Below are 17,961 nucleotides of genomic sequence, written 5' to 3' on the forward strand. Positions count from 1 at the left end.
GTGCCACCGTTGACAGCGCGGGAACGGAGGGCGTACGACCGCAAATCCTGCCCTCTAGACCATGATTGCTTCGGACTCTATCAGTTCGGGGTGTAATTCATCGGTTTCATCAAAAGGCTAGAGTCGTCCGCGATTCGACGAAAAGCGACTGTGCTCTAGAGATTTCCGCCCCCATGCTCGACAAGACTTTCAAGCCCGCTGAAATTGAGCCGCGCATCCGCGCTGAATGGGAACGCGCCGATGCCTTCAAGGCCGGCCGTGCCGAACGCAGCGAGGCGCAGCCCTACTGCATCGTCATTCCGCCGCCGAACGTCACCGGCTCGCTGCACATGGGCCATGCGCTCAACAATACGCTGCAGGACGTGCTGTGCCGCTTCGAGCGCATGCGCGGCAAGGACGTGCTCTGGCAGGTCGGTACCGATCACGCGGGCATCGCCACGCAGATGGTGGTTGAGCGCCAGATGATGGAGCGGCAGGAGCCGGGCCGTCGCGAGATCGGGCGCGAGAAGTTCGTCGAGAAGGTCTGGGAATGGAAGGAGGAGAGCGGCTCCACCATCCTCAATCAGCTCAAGCGTCTTGGTGCTTCGTGCGACTGGTCGCGCGAGCGTTTCACCATGGACGAAGGGCTGTCGAAGGCCGTGCTGAAGGTCTTCGTGTCGCTCTACAACGAAGGGCTGATCTACAAGGACAAGCGCCTCGTCAACTGGGACCCGAAGTTCCAGACCGCGATCTCCGATCTGGAGGTGGTGCAGGTCGATGCGCGCGGTGCGTTCGAGTGGCAGGATGGCGACGCTGAAAAGCCGTTCGACGGCGAGGCGCTGAGCAAGGCGCTGACGAAGAACCCGTCCGGCCAGATGTATCACTTCCGCTATCCGCTGGCGGACGGCCACACCTATCAGCATCCGACCGCGTTTGATGACGACGGCAAGCCGACCGCATTCGAGACGCGCGATTACATCGTCGTGGCGACGACGCGCCCCGAGACGATGCTGGGCGACACCGGCGTCGCCGTGCATCCCGACGATGCGCGCTATGCACCGCTGCTGAAGGCGGGCGCGAAGGTGCGGCTGCCGATCGTCGATCGCGAAATTCCGATCGTCGGCGATGAACATTCCGACCCTGAAAAGGGCACCGGCGCGGTGAAGATCACGCCTGCGCACGACTTCAACGACTTTGAAGTCGGCAAGCGTCACGGGCTGGAGCAGATCAACGTTCTGGATGATCGCGCGCGCATCAACGAAGTGGCGCCGGCCGAATATCGCGGGCTCGATCGCTTCGAGGCGCGCAAGCGCATCGTTGCGGATTTCGCCGCGCAGGGTCTGCTGGAGAAGATCGAGCCGACATCGCACACCGTTCCGCACGGTGACCGCTCCGGCGTTGTCATTGAGCCGTGGCTGACCGACCAGTGGTACGTCAACGCCGAAGTGCTGGCCAAGCCCGCGATCGCGATGATCGAGAGCGGCAAGGCCAATTTCGTGCCCAAGAACTGGGAAAAAACCTACTTCGAGTGGATGCGAAACATCCAGCCGTGGTGCATCTCGCGCCAGCTGTGGTGGGGGCATCAGATCCCGGCCTGGTATGCGCCGGACGGCAAGGTGTTCGTCGCCGAGGATGAAGCGCACGCGCAGAATCTCGCCGATGCGCACTTCGGTGCACCGACGCCGCTGAAGCGCGATGAAGACGTGCTCGACACGTGGTTTTCGTCGGCGCTGTGGCCGTTCTCGACGCTCGGCTGGCCCGACGATACGACCGAGCTGAAGCGCTATTATCCCACCAACGTGCTGGTGACGGGCTTCGACATCATCTTCTTCTGGGTCGCCCGGATGATGATGATGGGCATGCACTTCATGGAGGAAGTGCCGTTCCGCGACATCTACATCCACGCCCTCGTTCGCGACGAGAAGGGGCAGAAGATGTCGAAGTCGAAGGGCAACGTGATGGACCCGCTGGTGTTGATCGACACCTACGGCGCCGACGCGCTGCGCTTCACGCTGACGGCGATGGCGGCGCAGGGGCGTGACATCAAGCTGGCGGCGAACCGCGTTGAAGGCTATCGCAACTTCGCAACCAAGCTCTGGAACGCGGCGCGCTTTGCCGAGATGAACGAGTGCGTGCGCCGCCGCGACTTTGACCCGACGACGATCAAGGAGCCGGTGAACCGCTGGATCGCGGGCGAGACCGAGCGCGCGGTGCGCGAAGTTACCGAAGCCCTTGAAGCCTATCGCTTCAACGAAGCAGCGGGCGCGGCCTATGAGTTTGTGTGGGGCGTGTTCTGCGACTGGTATCTGGAGCTGATCAAGCCGATCCTTGCCGGTGACGATGAACGGGCGGTCGCAGAAACGCGCGCCACCGTTGCCTGGACACTGGATCAGATCCTGAAGCTGCTGCATCCGTTTATGCCGTACATCACCGAGGAGCTTTGGGCCCACGCGGTGGAACACGGCGAGCGCCGCGAGAGCGTTCTGGCGCTCAGCCGCTGGCCGACATTCTCCGGTTTGATCGATGCTGAAGTGGATGAAGAAATCGGCTGGGTGGTGCGGCTCATCTCCGAGATCCGTTCGCTGCGTACGGAGATGAACGTTCCGGCCGGCGCGAAGCTGCCGCTGGTGCTGCCGGGCGCTTCGGCTGAACTGGTCGCGCGCGCAAAGCGGCATGAGGAAACCATCAGCCGTCTGGCGCGCCTTGATGGCATCAGCTTCCCTGACGCTGCGCCGAAGGGTGCCGCGGTGATCGTCGCAGGTGATACAACCGCTGCTTTGCCGCTGGGTGGCGTTATCGACACCGCTGCGGAGCTGAAGCGTCTTGAGCGCGAGATCGAGAAGGCTGAAAGCGACCTCGGCAAGATGGACGCAAAGCTTTCGAATCCGCAGTTCGTTGCCAAGGCCAAGGAAGAGGCCATCGAAGAGGCGCGCGAGCGCAAGGCTGAGCTTGAAGACGCCATCCAGCGCCTGCAGGCCGCGATCCGGCGTCTGGAGCAGGTCGGCTGATCGAGCCGCCATGGGTTTGAGGCGCACACAGTGATTTGGAGCGTAAGGATTGCGGGCGGTCCGTTTGCCGCTCGCCCCGCGCTTTTCTGTAGCGGTATCAGCCTTGTAACGTATTCGCCTCTGAACCGAAAAACGGGTGAGGAGTGGGTGAGGACTGCCGTCCACACCTCGCCGCGAAAAGCGCTTTCACGCGTCGATCGCGGATTGCCGGCCGCCGTTGCAGCCTAGAACCGCTCTACATTATGGACTAGGTTAATGCTCCGTTGGCGCATGTGGCAAACCGGCCACGAATTGGGCGCGGACTGCCTCTGTTGGGCCACAATACGGCGCCAGCTTGCAGGCTAAGGGAGAGCCAAGGGAAGTGCGCAAGGGGCGAGGGTGCCATTTGCCGTTGCGCGCGCTTTTCAAAACAGTCGGATCTTTTTTGGTCGGCAAGGGCAGCCTTCGTTGAGTCCTGCAGCTTTTCCATTAAATGGTGCTGCAACAATCTCTTATCTGGGTGCACGGAATAAAAAACGAATGGCTGACTACAAATTCGACAAATCAAAACTGCCAAGCCGCCACGTAACGGAAGGTCCGGCGCGCGCGCCGCATCGCTCGTACTATTACGCAATGGGTCTCAGCGAAGAGGAGATTCACCGTCCGTTTGTGGGCGTGGTCTCGTGCTGGAATGAAGCGGCTCCCTGCAACATCGCGCTGCAGCGCCAGGCGCAGTCGGCCAAGGCCGGCGTGAAGGAAGCGGGCGGCACGCCGCGCGAGTTCTGCACCATCACCGTCACGGACGGCATCGCCATGGGCCACCAGGGCATGAAGTCGTCGCTGGTGTCGCGCGAGGTGATCGCCGATTCCATCGAGCTGACGATGCGTGGCCATTGCTATGATGCGCTGGTTGGCATTGCGGGCTGCGACAAGAGCCTGCCCGGCACCATGATGGCGATGCTGCGCCTCAACGTGCCGTCAGTGTTCATGTATGGCGGCTCAATTCTGCCGGGCAAGTTCAAGGGCCACGATGTGACCGTGCAGGACGTCTTCGAAGGCGTCGGCATGCACTCGGTCGGCAAGCTGACCGACGACGAACTGCACGAGCTTGAGTGCGGCGCGTGCCCCAGTGCGGGTGCGTGTGGCGCGCAGTTCACCGCCAACACGATGGCGTGTGTGTCGGAAGCCATCGGCCTTGCGCTGCCGGGTTCGGCTGGCACGCCGGCTCCCTATGAAAGCCGCGATCAATATGCGCGCGCGAGCGGCGAAGCGGTCATGCGCTGTCTGGCGCTGGGCATCCGTCCGCGTGACATCTGCACCCGCAAGGCGTTCGAGAATGCTGCGATCATCGTTGCGGCAACGGGCGGTTCCACCAACGGCGCGCTGCATCTGCCAGCGATGGCGCATGAAGTGGGCATCGACTTCGATCTGTTCGACGTTGCCGAGATCTTCCGCAAGACGCCTTACATCGCCGACCTGAAACCGGGCGGCAAATATGTTTCCAACGACGTGCATGCAATCGGCGGCGTGCCGCAGATCCTGAAGGCATTGCTCGAAGGCGGCATTCTGCACGGCGACTGTTTGACGGTCACGGGCAAGACGATGGCTGAGAACCTCGAGTCGGTGACGTTCAACACCAACCAGGACGTTGTCTATCCGGTTTCCAATCCCATCAGCCCCACCGGCGGCGTTGTCGGCCTCAAGGGCACGCTGGCACCGGAAGGCGCGATCGTGAAGGTCGCCGGCCTGAAGATGCTGAAGTACCGCGGCCCGGCCCGTTGCTTCGACTGCGAGGAAGATGCGTTCGCTGCGGTTGATGCTGGCAACTACAAGGAAGGCGAAGTTCTCGTCATCCGTTACGAGGGGCCGAAGGGCGGTCCTGGCATGCGCGAAATGCTGTCGACGACGGCGGCGCTGTATGGCCAGGGCGCAGGCGACAAGGTGGCTCTGATCACCGATGGCCGCTTCTCCGGCGCTACACGCGGCCTGTGCATCGGCCATGTCGGTCCGGAGGCTGCCGTGGGTGGCCCGATCGGCCTGCTGAAGGATGGCGACATCATCTCTATCGATGCCGAAGCGGGAACGCTCGACGTCGAACTCGATCCTGCCGAGCTGGAAGAGCGCAGGAAAAACTGGAAGGTGCCACCGAATGCCTATCAAACCGGCGCAATTCGCAAATATGCCGAATTGGTCGGGCCTGCGTATCAGGGGGCTGTAACCCATGCCGGCGGAAAAGCGGAAGTGATCTGCTATGCGGACATTTGATCGAACCGTTTGCACACTGCTGACCGGAGCAATGCTTTGCCTGGGCGCCATTGGCGCCTGGGCGGCTCCAGCGAAATATACTTCGCCGCAGGATGCCCTCGACCAGGGCATCGGCGCGTTTCAAGGCGGCTATTACGAGATGGCCGTCGATGCGTTACAGCACGCGGCACAATCGAACATGTTTCTGGCGCCGTATTATCTGGCGCGCATCTACGCCGACAATAACGGCTCGCGTACCGATCACGCGAAAGCCTACGAACTCTATCTGAAGATCGCTGAAGAACACACCGACGTCGATCCTGACGACGACCGCCGCGCGCCCTATGTCGCGAAGGCGATGACGCGGATTGCCGGATATCTGCTGACGGGCCTGCCGGAAGCCAATCTCAAGGCCAATCCGAAGATCGCGATGGAATATCTGCGCGAGGCCGCGCAGTTCTTTCGCGATGAGGATGCGCAGTTCGAACTCGCCAAGCTTTATCTGCATGGTGATGTGATCGAGAGCGACGTTCCCTATGCGCGGCACTGGCTTTCGGTGCTGAGCCAGAAGGGGCATCCGGGCGCGCAGGCCTATCTGGCCGACATGCTTTGGCGCGGCAAATACATGAAGGCCGATCCAGTTCGCGCGCTGGCGCTGATCTCGGTCGCGGTTTCAAGTGCGCCGACCTATGAGCGGCTCTGGATTGAGGACATCTACCAGAACATCTATTGCGGCGCGCCCAACGGCGTGCGCCGTCAGGCCACCGGCCTCGTTGCTGACTGGCGCACACGCTACGGCCGCAAGCCCGACATGCGCGATGACATCGGCCTCGGGCTGCTGAACGTCCAGCCGACGCGGGCGTGCGGCAACGGCGAAATGGTCGTGTTCGACATGGAGGCGCAGCAGGAGCAGCTTTCAGCGGATCAACCGGCTACCGCGGTTGTTCAGCCGCCTGCCACGACCGGCACTGTTTCGGCTTCGACGCCACCGGCCGTGCCCGCTGCTTTGCCGGCTGCCGTCACACCGCCAGGCAGTGGGGCCACCTTCATGGGTGCTTCGGCTGGCGGTATGCTTGAGGCCGGGGCAAAGTCGGTCGATGCGCACGATGTCGGCGCCAGCGCGAGCGTTTCCGGAGCTGCAACGGCCCGCTGAACGCCCCATTATTCGTGCGATTGACCTGCGTAGGCTGCGACCAATTCGTTTTTCTGGGGATATTGAAAGGCCCGATTGTTGGGCATTTGCGCCAGTCTGTCACAGCTTTGGCTGCATATTGCGACGGAATGGCACCCTGAAATGCAGATCTTACGAGCGTTTGATTGTTTTTGGCGCACGTGCAGTAGTTTTGTGCAAAGAATATCTGTGATTGTTACTTGAGCAGCATTTCAAATGCTCCTACCTTCACCATTAACAACCAGCATAAGAATCTCACTACGGGGATCACGTCCAAGGCGGATTTAGGCGCGCTGAGCGCGCCGATGGACCTTGGAGGTGTGCATGACTGGCTCTGCTGCTCTGCGCCGCTCTTGGCGGCAGCTCTCTGCAAAATCCGCTGTTTTGGCTCTCTGCTGCGCGGCCGCGATTGTGCCGGCGTCCAATGCTGCGCCCATGTATCCATCAGAACGCGTGCGTGGCTTCTTCTGCAATGAGATGAGCCACTCGGTCGACTTCCTGATGCAGCAGACCAAGGGCGAAAACGAAGAGATCGCCGCTAACAGTGTCAACAAGGCGCTCGCGAAGTTTTCGTGCGCCTATTACCTGCCGGTGAATGCGATCTACACCGGCGAGCATACCGTGATGAAGCGCGGCATGATCTTCAAGCTGCACAGCTATGTGTTCCTGCCGGAGCGGGTGGAGCGCTGGAGCGGCTCGGCGGTCAGCACGCTGCAGGTTTCACCCTACGCCAAGCACGATGTTTGAGGGGGGCGCTCCCCGGGCGTTTTTCTATGAAAGCGCTCGGGGAGTGGCTGCACGGATCAGGCGAAGCCGTTGCGGTTTCAGCGACGACTACCGGTGGCCAAACAGCAAAAGGCCGGTCCATGCGGTTGAGCATGTCCGGCCTTTTGTGTCTGACGAATATTCTGACGATCAGCGGCGCTTCGGGTTGAGCTGAGCCGACGTGCCGTCGCCGGAAAGGCTGACGCTCTGGCTCTTGCCGTTGACGTGCACGCGGATCGATCCGCGCACGTTGTAATCACGATTGTAGAAGCTGCCCTTATACGAGCTGCCGCTGACGCGATACACCTTGGCGGTTTGTGATGCCTTGCCGGATGCCGTGGCGCACGTTGCCGTGACGGTGTAGGCGGCGCCACCGCCGGAATAGCTTGCGTGGCAGCGGGCCTTTTCCTTGGACCCGTTCGAGAACGAGACCCAGCCGCCGCCGCTCCACGAGCCGGAAAGGCTGGCGGCTGCAGCGGAAGGCTCGGCGGAGCTTGCACCGACGAAACCGAGGACGGGGAGGGCAGCCAGCGACAGCACCACAGTGCTGCGCGCCGCACGATTGAGGATGTTGAGATTGTTCATGACCGGACCCTGCGCGATAGGTGTGTGTCCAACAATGGCTGGACTGATTGAAACCTCTCGATCGAGAGCAATCAACCGTTTCCGGCCCAGACATTGGCTTAGAAACGTAACAAGTCGCTGAACGGCAACGGTCGGCTGCATTGCGCACCCGCGAAACGCGAATGCCATTTTTAACCCGGCAAGTGCCCGCAATCAGACGACAAAACATTGCTCAGAAGGGGTGCCGGTAATCGTTGCTGATGCGCTCTTGCGTCTGACGATTTCGTGCGCGTGCCTAAATTATTGAGTTTGGGCGCATAAAAAATGCATCGACGAACTTGGTGATCCGTTCGCAGATTGCGCGCGCGGACCATCTCAACAAACGATCCGCAGGCAGATAATTTGGCGCTTGTCCATGCCGCACCGCACAAGGCTGGCGGTCGCATAACGCAAATGTGACAGCCGTTGAGCTGGAAAATTTAAACGTCCAGCTCAACCCATGCCGGAACGTGATCGGACGGTTTTTCCCAGCCGCGCGTGAATCGATCGACGCCCGCAGCGCGCAGGCGATCGGTCGCTTGCGGTGACAACAGCAGATGGTCGATGCGGATGCCGTCGTCTTTCTGGAATGCGCCGGCCTGGTAGTCCCAGAACGTGTAAACGCCCGGTCCCGGATGGCACAGGCGGACGGCATCGGTCAGGCCGTCGCTCAGCATACGCCGATATGCGGCGCGCGATTCTGGCTGAAACAGCGCGTCCGATGTCCAGGCGGCGGGGCGCTTGGCATCCATCGGCTCGGGAATGATGTTGTAATCACCCGCCATGACGAACGGAATTTCCTCGGCCAGCAGGTTGCGAAAATGCGTGTGCAGGCGCTCCAGCCATCCGAGCTTGTAGGGAAATTTCTCCGTCGCGACGGGATTGCCGTTCGGCGCGTAGATCGATGCAACCTTGACGATGCCGGACGGCACCGAAATCACCGCCTCAATGAAGCGCGATTGCATGTCGTCGTCGTTGCCCGGCAAACCCGTGCGCACTTCCTCAAGCGGCAGCTTGGAGAGAATTGCGACGCCGTTGAAGCCCTTCTGGCCATGTATAGCGCACTGGTATCCCAGCTCTTCAAATGCTGTCGCGGGAAATGCCTCGGTCTGCGATTTGATCTCCTGCAGACAGATGACGTCGGGCGATTCCTGCCGCAGATAAGCGAGTGCTGATTCAAGGCGTGCCTTGACGCCGTTGATGTTCCAGGTGGTGACTTTCATGGAGGCAAGCCGTAGCGGAGAATCGGACGGGGCGCCAGCAAGGCCGCACGAACGCGCAATCAGTCACGATGTGCGAGCGGCCGATGTCACGTCGCCAATGCTTCGAACCGGTTGCCCTGTCGTTGGATGGAGAAGGCCGCTAGATTGAGAAGCTGGTGCCGCAGCCGCACGATGCCGTCGCGTGGGGATTGTTGACGCGGAAAAATGCGCCCATCAGGTCGTCGACGAAATCGATCTCCGAGCCGGAGAGAAAGCCCAGCGAAACCTGATCGATCACCACCTTGGCGCCTTCACGCTCCAGCACCAAGTCGTCGTCCGCTGCGCCGGGCACCAGATCGAACTTGTACTGGAAGCCGGAACAGCCACCGCCTTCGACGCTGATGCGGAACGCCTTGGCGGCCGCTTCGTCGGCGAGGATCTCGGCAATGCGCTTGGCGGCGCGGTCTGTGACGATAACGGAATCGCTCATCGTGCTTCTCAGGTGACCTGCGGTTTAACCCATGTTGGAACCCGGCGCTGGGCTTGTGCAGGTCGCTGCGCGACGGTGTGCAAGCTTGCCCCAGCCGGGAATCTAACTCTATGCAAGATAAGAGTGAAGCGGCCGAAAACCAAATCTGGCAAATGCCGGCGCGAAACAGGCCCATTATTACAGGGTCTGATGACCGGCCCAGCGGAGCTTTCGGGGCCGTCGGATCGCCTGGGGATCGCCTGCGGCCGGAATTCGGGTGGCGGGATATTGGGAGCGGGGGCGGCTTATGCGGTTTAAGATGTGGCCAGCGGCAGAACCGGTTTGCCAGAATCCATGACCGAAACGCAGCTACAACGTCAAAGTGGAGCCCCGGGCTTCGGGGCGGACCTGTCACCCGGCGCGCGGGCACCGGCCGCCTATGCCGCCGACGCGGTGCCCAGTCGGGGACGCGTACACGCCGAGCGCGAATGCACCACCCGCAGCCCGTTCCAGCGCGACCGCGACCGGATACTCCATTCCACTGCCTTCCGCCGCCTGACACACAAGACGCAGGTGTTCCTGTTCCACGAGGGCGATCATTACCGCACCCGGCTGACGCATTCGCTTGAAGTCGCGCAAATTGCGCGGACAGTGGCGCGGCAACTGCGGCTGGATGAGGATCTGGCCGAGGCCATCGCGCTGGCGCACGATTTGGGCCATACGCCGTTCGGACATGCGGGCGAGCGGGCGCTGGATGCCGCGATGGCGGATTTCGGTGGCTTCGATCACAACGCGCAGAGCCTGCGTGTGGTGACGTCGCTGGAACGTAAGTACGCGCAGTTCGACGGCCTGAACCTGACGTGGGAAGCGCTAGAAGGCCTCGCCAAGCATAACGGCCCGGTCGATGACGCCAGCGCCGTGCGCAAAGTTGTGCGGCAGGTGGAGGCGTGGCGCGGGCTCGATCTCAACTCTTGGCCTTCGGCTGAAGCGCAGGTTGCGGCGCTGGCCGACGACATCGCTTATGTTTCGCACGACATCGACGACGGCCTGAGGGCGCATCTCATCACCATTGATGATCTGGCCGGGCAGCCGCTTTCCGGGCCAGCGGTTGCGCATCTGCGCACCGGCGGACAGGTCGATGCCGGGCGCATCACCTATGAGCTGACGCGGCGGCTGATTACGGTGATGATCGCCGATCTGGTTACGGAAACGAGGGCGCGGCTGACGGCGTTGGCGCCGCAGAGCCCGGACGCGATCCGTGCCAGCGCCGAACCCGTGGTCGGCTTTTCGCCCGCGCTGGCCGATGATATCGCCAACCTGAAGCGCTTCCTGTTCGCGCGCGTTTATCGGCACGAGAAAGTCATGCGGGCCATGCGCGGTGCGGAATTGATCGTGGCCGAGCTTTTTGCGCGCTATATGAGCGACCCTGCGGCGATGGGCGAGGACTGGCACGCGGTGTCACAACGGCTCGAAGGCCGCCGCCGGGCGCGTTTGATCGCCGATTTCGTTGCCGGTATGACAGACCGTTATGCCATGGAGGCCCACCGGGAGCTGTTTGACGCCACCCCGGTTTTGCGTTAGGCGGGCCGACTTCCCACCAATCAATTTCAGTGCCAGGGGCTGCCGCCGTGGACGTATTCGCTCAGATCGAAAGCCGCGTAGCGGCCGCACTTGAAGCGCTCAAGGCCGAGGGGCAACTGCCCGCCGACCTGCCCGCGACCGGCTTCGACGTGGAAACGCCGCGCGACCCGACCCACGGCGATCTTTCGACCAACGCGGCGATGGTGCTGGCCAAGCCGGCGCGCATGAAGCCGCGCGACATCGCTGAAAAGCTGCAGGCCAAGCTGGAGCAGGACGAAGACATCGCCTCCGTTTCGGTGGCAGGGCCGGGCTTCATCAACATCACGCTGCAGCCCGGCGTCTGGCAGCGGCTGGTGCGCGAGATCCTGAATGCGGGCGCTGCCTATGGCCGTTCGGAGCAGGGCAAGGGGCAGCGCGTCAACGTCGAATACGTTTCCGCCAATCCGACCGGGCCGATGCACGTCGGCCATTGCCGTGGCGCGGTGTTCGGCGATGCGCTGGCAAACCTGCTGGCGTTCGTCGGCTATGACGTCACGCGCGAATACTATGTGAATGACGCCGGCGGTCAGGTGGATGTGCTGGCGCGCTCGGTGTTCCTGCGCTACCGCGAGGCGCTGGGCGAAGATATTGGCGCCATTCCGGAAGGGCTGTATCCGGGTGAATATTTGAAGCCCGTGGGCGAGGCGCTGGCGAAGGAACACGGCCAGTCGCTGCTGAATATGCCGGAGCAGAACTGGCTGCCGGTGGTGCGCACGTTCGCCATCGAGCAGATCATGCCGATGATCCGGGATGATCTCGCCGCCCTCAACATCCGGCACGATGTGTTTTTCTCGGAAGCGTCGCTGACGCAGTCCGGCACCGACAAGGTGGCGGAAGCGATTGCGGCCCTGCGCGCCAAGGATCTGATTTACGAAGGCCGGCTGCCACGCCCGAAGGGCCATGAGGATGACGAGTGGGAAGACCGCGAGCAGACGCTGTTCCGCTCCACCCAGTTCGGCGACGACGAAGACCGCGCGCTGATGAAGTCCGACGGCAGCTACACCTATTTTGCCGGCGATGTGGCCTATCACTACGACAAGCTTCAGCGCGGCTATCGCCATCTGGTCAACGTGTTTGGCGCCGATCACATCGGCTACATTCCGCGCATGCTGGCGGTAGTGGCGGCCTTCGCGGGTGGCACCGTCGAGCGCGACGCCAAGGGCAAGCTGAAGTCCTGGCAGTCGTCGGGCGGTTCCACCGATCTGGCGATCAAGGTCGTTAACCTGGTCAAGCTGTTCAAGAACGGCGAGCCCTACAAGATGTCGAAGCGGGCGGGCACCTTCGTCACCCTGCGCGACGTGGTGGATGAAGTTGGCCGCGATCCGGTCCGGTTCATGATGCTCTATCGCAAGGAGCTGGAGCAGCTCGACTTCGACTTCGCGAAGGTGACCGAGCAGTCGAAGGACAATCCGGTGTTCTACGTGCAGTATGCGCACGCGCGGGCAGCATCGGCGTTCCGTAATGCTCAGAATGTGTTCCCGGATCTGGCGCCACGCAGCGCCAAGGTATGGGAGGCCGATCTTTCCGGGCTGACCGATGCGGGCGAGCTGGACCTCATCAAGAAGCTGGCTCAGTTCCCCCGTCTGATCGCGGGCGCGGCCCGTGCAGAGGAGCCACACCGGCTGGCTTTCTATCTTTACGATGTCGCATCGGCGCTCCACGGCCAGTGGACCCGAGGCAACGATTCGCCACATTTGAGATTTATTCAACCAGAAGACGGGGTTATGACTGCGGCCCGCTTAGCGATGATCGCCGCTGTCCAGCAGGTGATATCCTCGGGACTTTCAGTGCTTGGCGTCGAGGCCCCGGAATCTATGCGCTAGACTCCGATTCGATGAAGAGGCTGGATTAGAGCTTCGAGGGGATCACAGGATGTCTCGCTCACAAGGTGCCGCAAACCAAGGCTGGCCGCCGCGCCATCCGCCCGGTGAGGCCGATCCGCGTGCGCAGGGACGTCCCGCTCCACAGGCCCCACAGGGACACGCTCCCCAGGGGCAGGGTGGCAGGGGGCAGGCCCCGGTCTACGATCAGCAACAGTATGGTGCGGCTGGATATCCGCCGCAGCATCAGCCCTATGCCGATCCGCATTCGGGATATGCCGACCAGCAGGCCGCGCCTTCCTATGGCGGGCAGCAGGGCTATCACTATCCGCAGGATCAGCATCCCGCGCAGCCGCCGCAGTATCAGCCGGCCCAGCCGCAGCAGCACCATCAGCAGCCTGTCCAGCGACAGGCGCCGGCTGCGCCCGCTCAGCCGCAATACGCACAGCATCAGCAGCAGGCCCCGCGCGCGCCGCAGCCTGCGCCGACACATCGCCAGCAGCCGCAGACTCAGCCACCGCAGTATGCGCCGCCCCGGCAGGCGCAGCCTCAGTCAGCTCAGCCGCCCGTCAACCGGCAAGGTCTGAGCAGCCTCGACAGCGCCCGCGCGGCCCAGCAGCCGGTGCACGACTTCAATAATTTCCCGCGCACGCAGCCGCCGCAGGCACAGCCGCCGCAGTATGCCCAGCCACGTGAACAGGTTCCGCCGCAGCAGCAGAACGGACGTGCGGCACCCGCACAACCGCAGTACGCGCAGCCAGCCTCGGTGCAGCCGTCTCAGCCGGGCCGCCAGCCACAGCCTCCTGCGTATAATTTGCCCAACGCTGACCTCGGCGCCCGTGGTGGCGACGGTTACGGAAGGGACGCTGGCCAGTATGGCGCCGGGCTGGAGCCGCCCGCGCCCGCCTATCAGCATGCGCCAAGCTACGATCAGTGGCCACCGGCCCAGCAGCAGCGCCCATCGCTGGACGCGTTCGGTCAAAATCAAAACCAGAACCATCTAGCGTCGGCTTATCCCGGCGTCGCGGCCGACTATGCGGCAACGGCGGGTGGCGATTATGCGCTCAGCAACGGTGCCGTCGCCGATCCTTACGGTGATCCGCTGCAGACCGACTGGGGCATGTCCGGCGCTGCCGGTTATGGCGATACGGCCGCTGATCCGCAGGGCTTCGATCATCAGGGCGGCTATGCCGGTTACGATCAGCAGCACGGTGGCGCTTTGGAGCCTGCCACCTACAACGCTGCCGATGATCTGAATGGCTATGAGGTTGAAGAGCCTCGGCGCGCCAGCTGGGCGATGCGCATCGCCGGTGCGCTGGTTGTAGCGATCGGGCTCGGTTACGGATTGGCTCAGGCCTATCAGGCCGTTGTCGGCGGGCCGGTTGATAACGGCGCACCACCGGTGATTGCCAGCGACGATACCCCTGCGAAAGAGCGGCCCGAGGATCCGGGCGGGCGCCAGTTCTCGCATACGGATAGCAAGGTTCTTGGCCGTCTGGAGCAGGTTGAAGGCGGCGATGGTGGCCTCCACAGATCCGATCAGGGCAACGGAACGCGCAAGGTTTCGACACTTGTGGTCGGCCGTGATGGTTCGATCATGCCACCCGCTGACGATGTGCCGGATACACCGGTTTCCGTTCCGGGTATGATGGTCGTGGACGCATTCGGCACCGGCAATTCGCCGACTGCGCAGATGCCCCGGCAGCCGGAGCCGCAGGTCCATACGCCGCCTGCGCGCCCGACGGTGAACGTGAAGTCCACTCGCGTCATTCCGGCCACGACCGCCAGCGTCGAGGAAGAAGAGCCCGCTCCGCCCCGGCGTCAGACTGTAGCTGCGGCGCCGCCGGTCACCAGCGCCCCGCGCGCTCCATCCGGCGCCAATGGCTATGTGGTGGTGCTGAGCTCGGTACCTGCGTCCGGTTCAAGCCGTCTCGATGCCCTGCGCAAGTTTGCCGACATGCAGCAGCAATACGGCCCGGTGCTGGCCAACAAGACGCCTGACGTGCGGGAGACTACTCTGGCCGGGAAGGGCGCTTATCACCGCCTGCTGGTCGGGCCTCCTGGCTCGAAAAACCAGGCCAACGAGCTTTGCATCCAACTCAAGGCGTCCGGCTATAACGATTGCTGGGTTACCGCTTACTAAGCAGCTTGCCAGAGCGTGTCTCGACGCTCTGGAGCTGTGATGCTAGTTCGGTTTTCTCTGAAATTTGCTTCGGATAGGTGATGCACACCGCTCTTATCGTCGGTGTCGCCGGCACACAGTTGTCGAGCGACGAAGCCGCCTTTCTGCGCGATGCGCGGCCGGCCGGGTTCATCCTTTTCAGCCGCAATCTGGCTGATCATGAGCAGATCCGCGCGCTGGTCTCCGATGTGCGCACCGCAATCGGCGGCGACGATCTGCTGGTGTTGATCGATCAGGAGGGGGGACGCGTGCAGCGTCTGCGGCCGCCGCTTGGGCGCGCCCTGCCTCCCGCATCCGCCTATGGCCTGCTGTACCAACAGGATCGGGATGCCGCGCTTGCCGCCGCGTGTGAGGCAACGCGCCTGCTGGCTGCTGATCTGATGGATCTGGGCATCAACATGGACTGCGCGCCGGTGCTGGATCTGCCTGTTGAAGGCGCGCACGACATTATCGGCGATCGCGCCTATGGCCGCAGCGTCGAGCAGGTCGTGGCGCTGGCGGGTGCCGTTGCAGATGGTTTCATGGCGGGCGGCGTTGTTCCTGTCATCAAGCACATTCCGGGCCATGGTCGGGCTACGGCGGATAGCCATCTTGCATTGCCGGTCGTCGATACGCCCCGCGCCGATCTGGAGCGCAGCGATTTCGCGCCGTTCAAGGCGCTGGCGCATCTGCCGTCGGCAATGAGCGCACATGTGGTGTTTTCCGACATCGATGCGCAGGCTCCCGCTAGCACATCGCCGACCGTCATCGGTGAGATCATCCGCGGCGCGATCGGTTTCGATGGCCTTCTGATGAGCGACGATCTTTCGATGCATGCGCTGACCGGGCCGATGCGCGCGCGTTCCGAAGCGGTGATGGCAGCGGGTTCCGATCTGGCGCTCCATTGCAACGGCGATCTGGCCGAGATGATCGCAGCCGCTGAAGGCGCAGGCGGGCTGGAAGGCCGGGCAAAGGCCCGTTTCGACGCTTCCATCGCCATTACCCGGCGTTCTGACGCGTTCGATCGCCTAGCGGCAGAGGCGCAATTGGCCCGTGTTCTCGGCCTTGCAGCAATGGGTGCTGAATCAGTCTAAGCTCGACCCCATATGGTCGTGAAAGAGAAGGGCGGTTCTTGAACCCGCATTGATTGAAAGGCAGCTGTCGAAGGCATGGACGCCGAGCCGCAGGAAACCGACGCGACGCCATCATGGAACGAGCCCGATGTGGAGGTTCGTCCCGACGAGGAAGATGCGCTCATCGTCGATGTCGCGGGCTATGAGGGCCCGCTGGATCTGCTGCTCGCGCTGGCCCGCACGCAGAAGGTCGATCTGGCGAAAATCTCCGTTCTGGCGCTGGCCGATCAATATCTCAGCTTCATCGGAGAGGCGCAGAAACTGCGGCTCGAACTGGCGGCCGATTATCTCGTCATGGCCGCATGGCTCACCTATCTTAAATCGCGCCTGCTGCTGCCTCGCGAAAAAGAGCAGGGCGAAACAACGAGCGCTGAAGAACTGGCGCGACGGCTGTCGTTCCGCCTGATGCGGCTTGAGGCAATGCGTGAGGCTGGCGCGCAGCTGATGACGCGCACGCGGCTTGGTCGCGATGTGTTTGGACGCGGCATGCCCGAGGGCACGCGCACGGTGCGCGAAACGCAATTCACCGCGAAGATTTACGATCTGCTGCACGCTTATGCCGATCAGCGTCGCCGTACGATCAAGGTCGGGCATGTGGTCAAGCTGCGGCCGGTCTGGTCGATCAAGGATGCGCGCGTGCGGCTTGAACGCATGTTGGGCGCCGCGCCTTCAACCACGGAGTGGCTGGCGTTTGAACGTTGCCTGACGCAGCTCGTACCCAACCATGAGAACGGCAAGGCTGTGGTTGCAAGTTCGTTTGGGGCCACACTGGAACTGGCGCGGGAAGGGCGTATCGAATTGCGCCAGGACGGCCCGTTTGCGCCGATTTACATGCGCCGTACCGATGGCGACGATGCAGCATCGCATGGCGACTGGCAGCGGGTTGGATAACAGGATCAGCGTGGGCGTATCGGGCCAATGACGAAAGAAAAGCGCATGGAGCCGCCACGTTTAAGCCTGGTGCCATCGGGCCGCGATCACGGTGCGAGTGACGTCGGCGACGGTGTTGCGGACGACGAAGCGCCGCGCTCGCCAAACGTTGCCGCGTTGCCGTTTGCCGATCATCGCGAGAAGCTGCGCATCGTCGAGGCGGTGCTGTTCGCTGCATCGGAGCCGCTCGATATTGCGCGGCTGGCGAACCATCTGCCGGAGGGCGAGGACGTCGCCGCGCTGCTGGAAGAGCTGCGCGCGTTCTATGCCGGTCGCGGCGTCAATCTGGTCAAGGTCGCGGGCAAGTGGGCGTTCCGCACCGCTTCTGATCTTTCCTATCTGCTGGAGCGTTTCGCCACGCAGGAGCGCAGGCTTTCCAAGGCCGCGCTGGAGACGCTTTCCATCATCGCCTATCACCAGCCGGTGACACGCGCCGAGATCGAAGAAATCCGTGGTGTGACGACTTCGGCGGGCACGCTGGATATTCTGCTCGAAACCGGCTGGGTGCGTTTGCGTGGTCGCCGCCGTGCGCCGGGGCGTCCTGTCACCTACGGGACCAGCGACAGCTTCCTTGAGCACTTCAGCCTCGACAGCATCAAGGATCTGCCCGGCCTTGCGGAACTGCGCGCTTCCGGCCTGCTCGATGGCAATCTGCCGCCGGACTTCACCGTGCCCGAGCCGACCGATATTGCTGCCCTGATGCCTGATGAACTGCCGCTCGACGCCATCGATGAGGAAGACGCAGAGGCTGACGAAATCGAATCCGAAGAGGATGACGATGCAGAAGCCGATGCCGCCGCTTCATCGGATGCGCCTGCGTCTGACGGGTTGCCTGACGATGACGAGGCCGATAAGCCGTAGCGGCGGCAACGGTGTT

The 17,961-nt window shown here is 62.7% G+C and carries 13 protein-coding genes; 10 read left to right on the plus strand and 3 right to left on the minus strand.

The window, feature by feature from the left end; all coding sequences use genetic code 11:
* Positions 1-173 precede the first annotated feature (173 nt).
* From QEZ49_RS08290 to QEZ49_RS08305, 4 genes are all read left to right on the plus strand, one after another.
* On the plus strand, positions 174-2,987 hold the full coding sequence (locus QEZ49_RS08290) for a valine--tRNA ligase (RefSeq protein ID WP_280385894.1): 2,814 nt from the start codon (positions 174-176) through the stop codon (positions 2,985-2,987).
* 519 nt (positions 2,988-3,506) lie between these two features.
* Positions 3,507-5,231, plus strand: coding sequence for a dihydroxy-acid dehydratase (ilvD, locus tag QEZ49_RS08295; RefSeq protein ID WP_280385896.1), 1,725 nt, complete (start codon positions 3,507-3,509; stop codon positions 5,229-5,231).
* Positions 5,218-6,363 (plus strand): tetratricopeptide repeat protein, encoded by a 1,146-nt coding sequence (locus QEZ49_RS08300; RefSeq protein ID WP_280385897.1) that lies wholly within the window; start codon positions 5,218-5,220, stop codon positions 6,361-6,363. Before ilvD ends, QEZ49_RS08300 begins: the two co-directional genes overlap by 14 nt.
* A 453-nt stretch (positions 6,364-6,816) precedes the next feature.
* Positions 6,817-7,128, plus strand: coding sequence for a hypothetical protein (locus tag QEZ49_RS08305; protein WP_068461032.1), 312 nt, complete (start codon positions 6,817-6,819; stop codon positions 7,126-7,128).
* Positions 7,129-7,296: 168 nt separating this feature from the next.
* Here QEZ49_RS08305 and QEZ49_RS08310 read toward each other — a convergent pair whose 3' ends face one another.
* The 3 genes from QEZ49_RS08310 to QEZ49_RS08320 all read right to left on the minus strand — a co-directional run bounded on the left by QEZ49_RS08310 (position 7,297) and on the right by QEZ49_RS08320 (position 9,441).
* Positions 7,297-7,731 carry a hypothetical protein gene (locus QEZ49_RS08310; protein ID WP_280385899.1) on the minus strand — a complete coding sequence of 145 codons (435 nt, stop codon included), beginning with the start codon at positions 7,729-7,731 and terminating at the stop codon, positions 7,297-7,299.
* A 458-nt stretch (positions 7,732-8,189) separates the two neighbouring features.
* Positions 8,190-8,972 carry an exodeoxyribonuclease III gene (xth, locus tag QEZ49_RS08315; RefSeq protein ID WP_280385901.1) on the minus strand — a complete coding sequence of 261 codons (783 nt, stop codon included), beginning with the start codon at positions 8,970-8,972 and terminating at the stop codon, positions 8,190-8,192.
* Between the two features lie 139 nt (positions 8,973-9,111).
* On the minus strand, positions 9,112-9,441 hold the full coding sequence (locus QEZ49_RS08320) for an iron-sulfur cluster assembly accessory protein (RefSeq protein ID WP_280385902.1): 330 nt from the start codon (positions 9,439-9,441) through the stop codon (positions 9,112-9,114).
* 333 nt (positions 9,442-9,774) lie between these two features.
* Here QEZ49_RS08320 and QEZ49_RS08325 point away from each other — a divergent pair, with 333 nt between their 5' ends.
* The 6 genes from QEZ49_RS08325 (at position 9,775) to scpB (ending at position 17,945) form a co-directional block, all read left to right on the plus strand.
* Positions 9,775-11,001 (plus strand): deoxyguanosinetriphosphate triphosphohydrolase, encoded by a 1,227-nt coding sequence (locus tag QEZ49_RS08325; RefSeq protein ID WP_280385904.1) that lies wholly within the window; start codon positions 9,775-9,777, stop codon positions 10,999-11,001.
* 47 nt (positions 11,002-11,048) lie between these two features.
* Positions 11,049-12,863 (plus strand): arginine--tRNA ligase, encoded by a 1,815-nt coding sequence (argS, locus tag QEZ49_RS08330; protein WP_280385906.1) that lies wholly within the window; start codon positions 11,049-11,051, stop codon positions 12,861-12,863.
* 49 nt (positions 12,864-12,912) lie between these two features.
* On the plus strand, positions 12,913-15,003 hold the full coding sequence (locus QEZ49_RS08335; RefSeq protein WP_280385908.1) for an SPOR domain-containing protein: 2,091 nt from the start codon (positions 12,913-12,915) through the stop codon (positions 15,001-15,003).
* Positions 15,004-15,083: 80 nt separating this feature from the next.
* The gene (nagZ, locus tag QEZ49_RS08340; RefSeq protein WP_280385910.1) at positions 15,084-16,115 is read left to right on the plus strand and encodes a beta-N-acetylhexosaminidase; all 1,032 of its coding nucleotides are present in this window, start codon (positions 15,084-15,086) and stop codon (positions 16,113-16,115) included.
* Positions 16,116-16,190: 75 nt separating this feature from the next.
* Positions 16,191-17,045, plus strand: a complete 855-nt coding sequence (locus tag QEZ49_RS08345) for a ScpA family protein (protein ID WP_280385912.1) — start codon at positions 16,191-16,193, stop codon at positions 17,043-17,045.
* A 27-nt stretch (positions 17,046-17,072) separates the two neighbouring features.
* Complete coding sequence (gene scpB, locus QEZ49_RS08350; protein WP_280385914.1) at positions 17,073-17,945, plus strand: SMC-Scp complex subunit ScpB; 873 nt, start codon at positions 17,073-17,075, stop codon at positions 17,943-17,945.
* Positions 17,946-17,961 lie beyond the last annotated feature (16 nt).

The sequence above is a fragment of the Hyphomicrobium sp. D-2 genome (assembly GCF_029872155.1).
Taxonomy (GTDB): Bacteria; Pseudomonadota; Alphaproteobacteria; order Rhizobiales; family Hyphomicrobiaceae; genus Hyphomicrobium_A.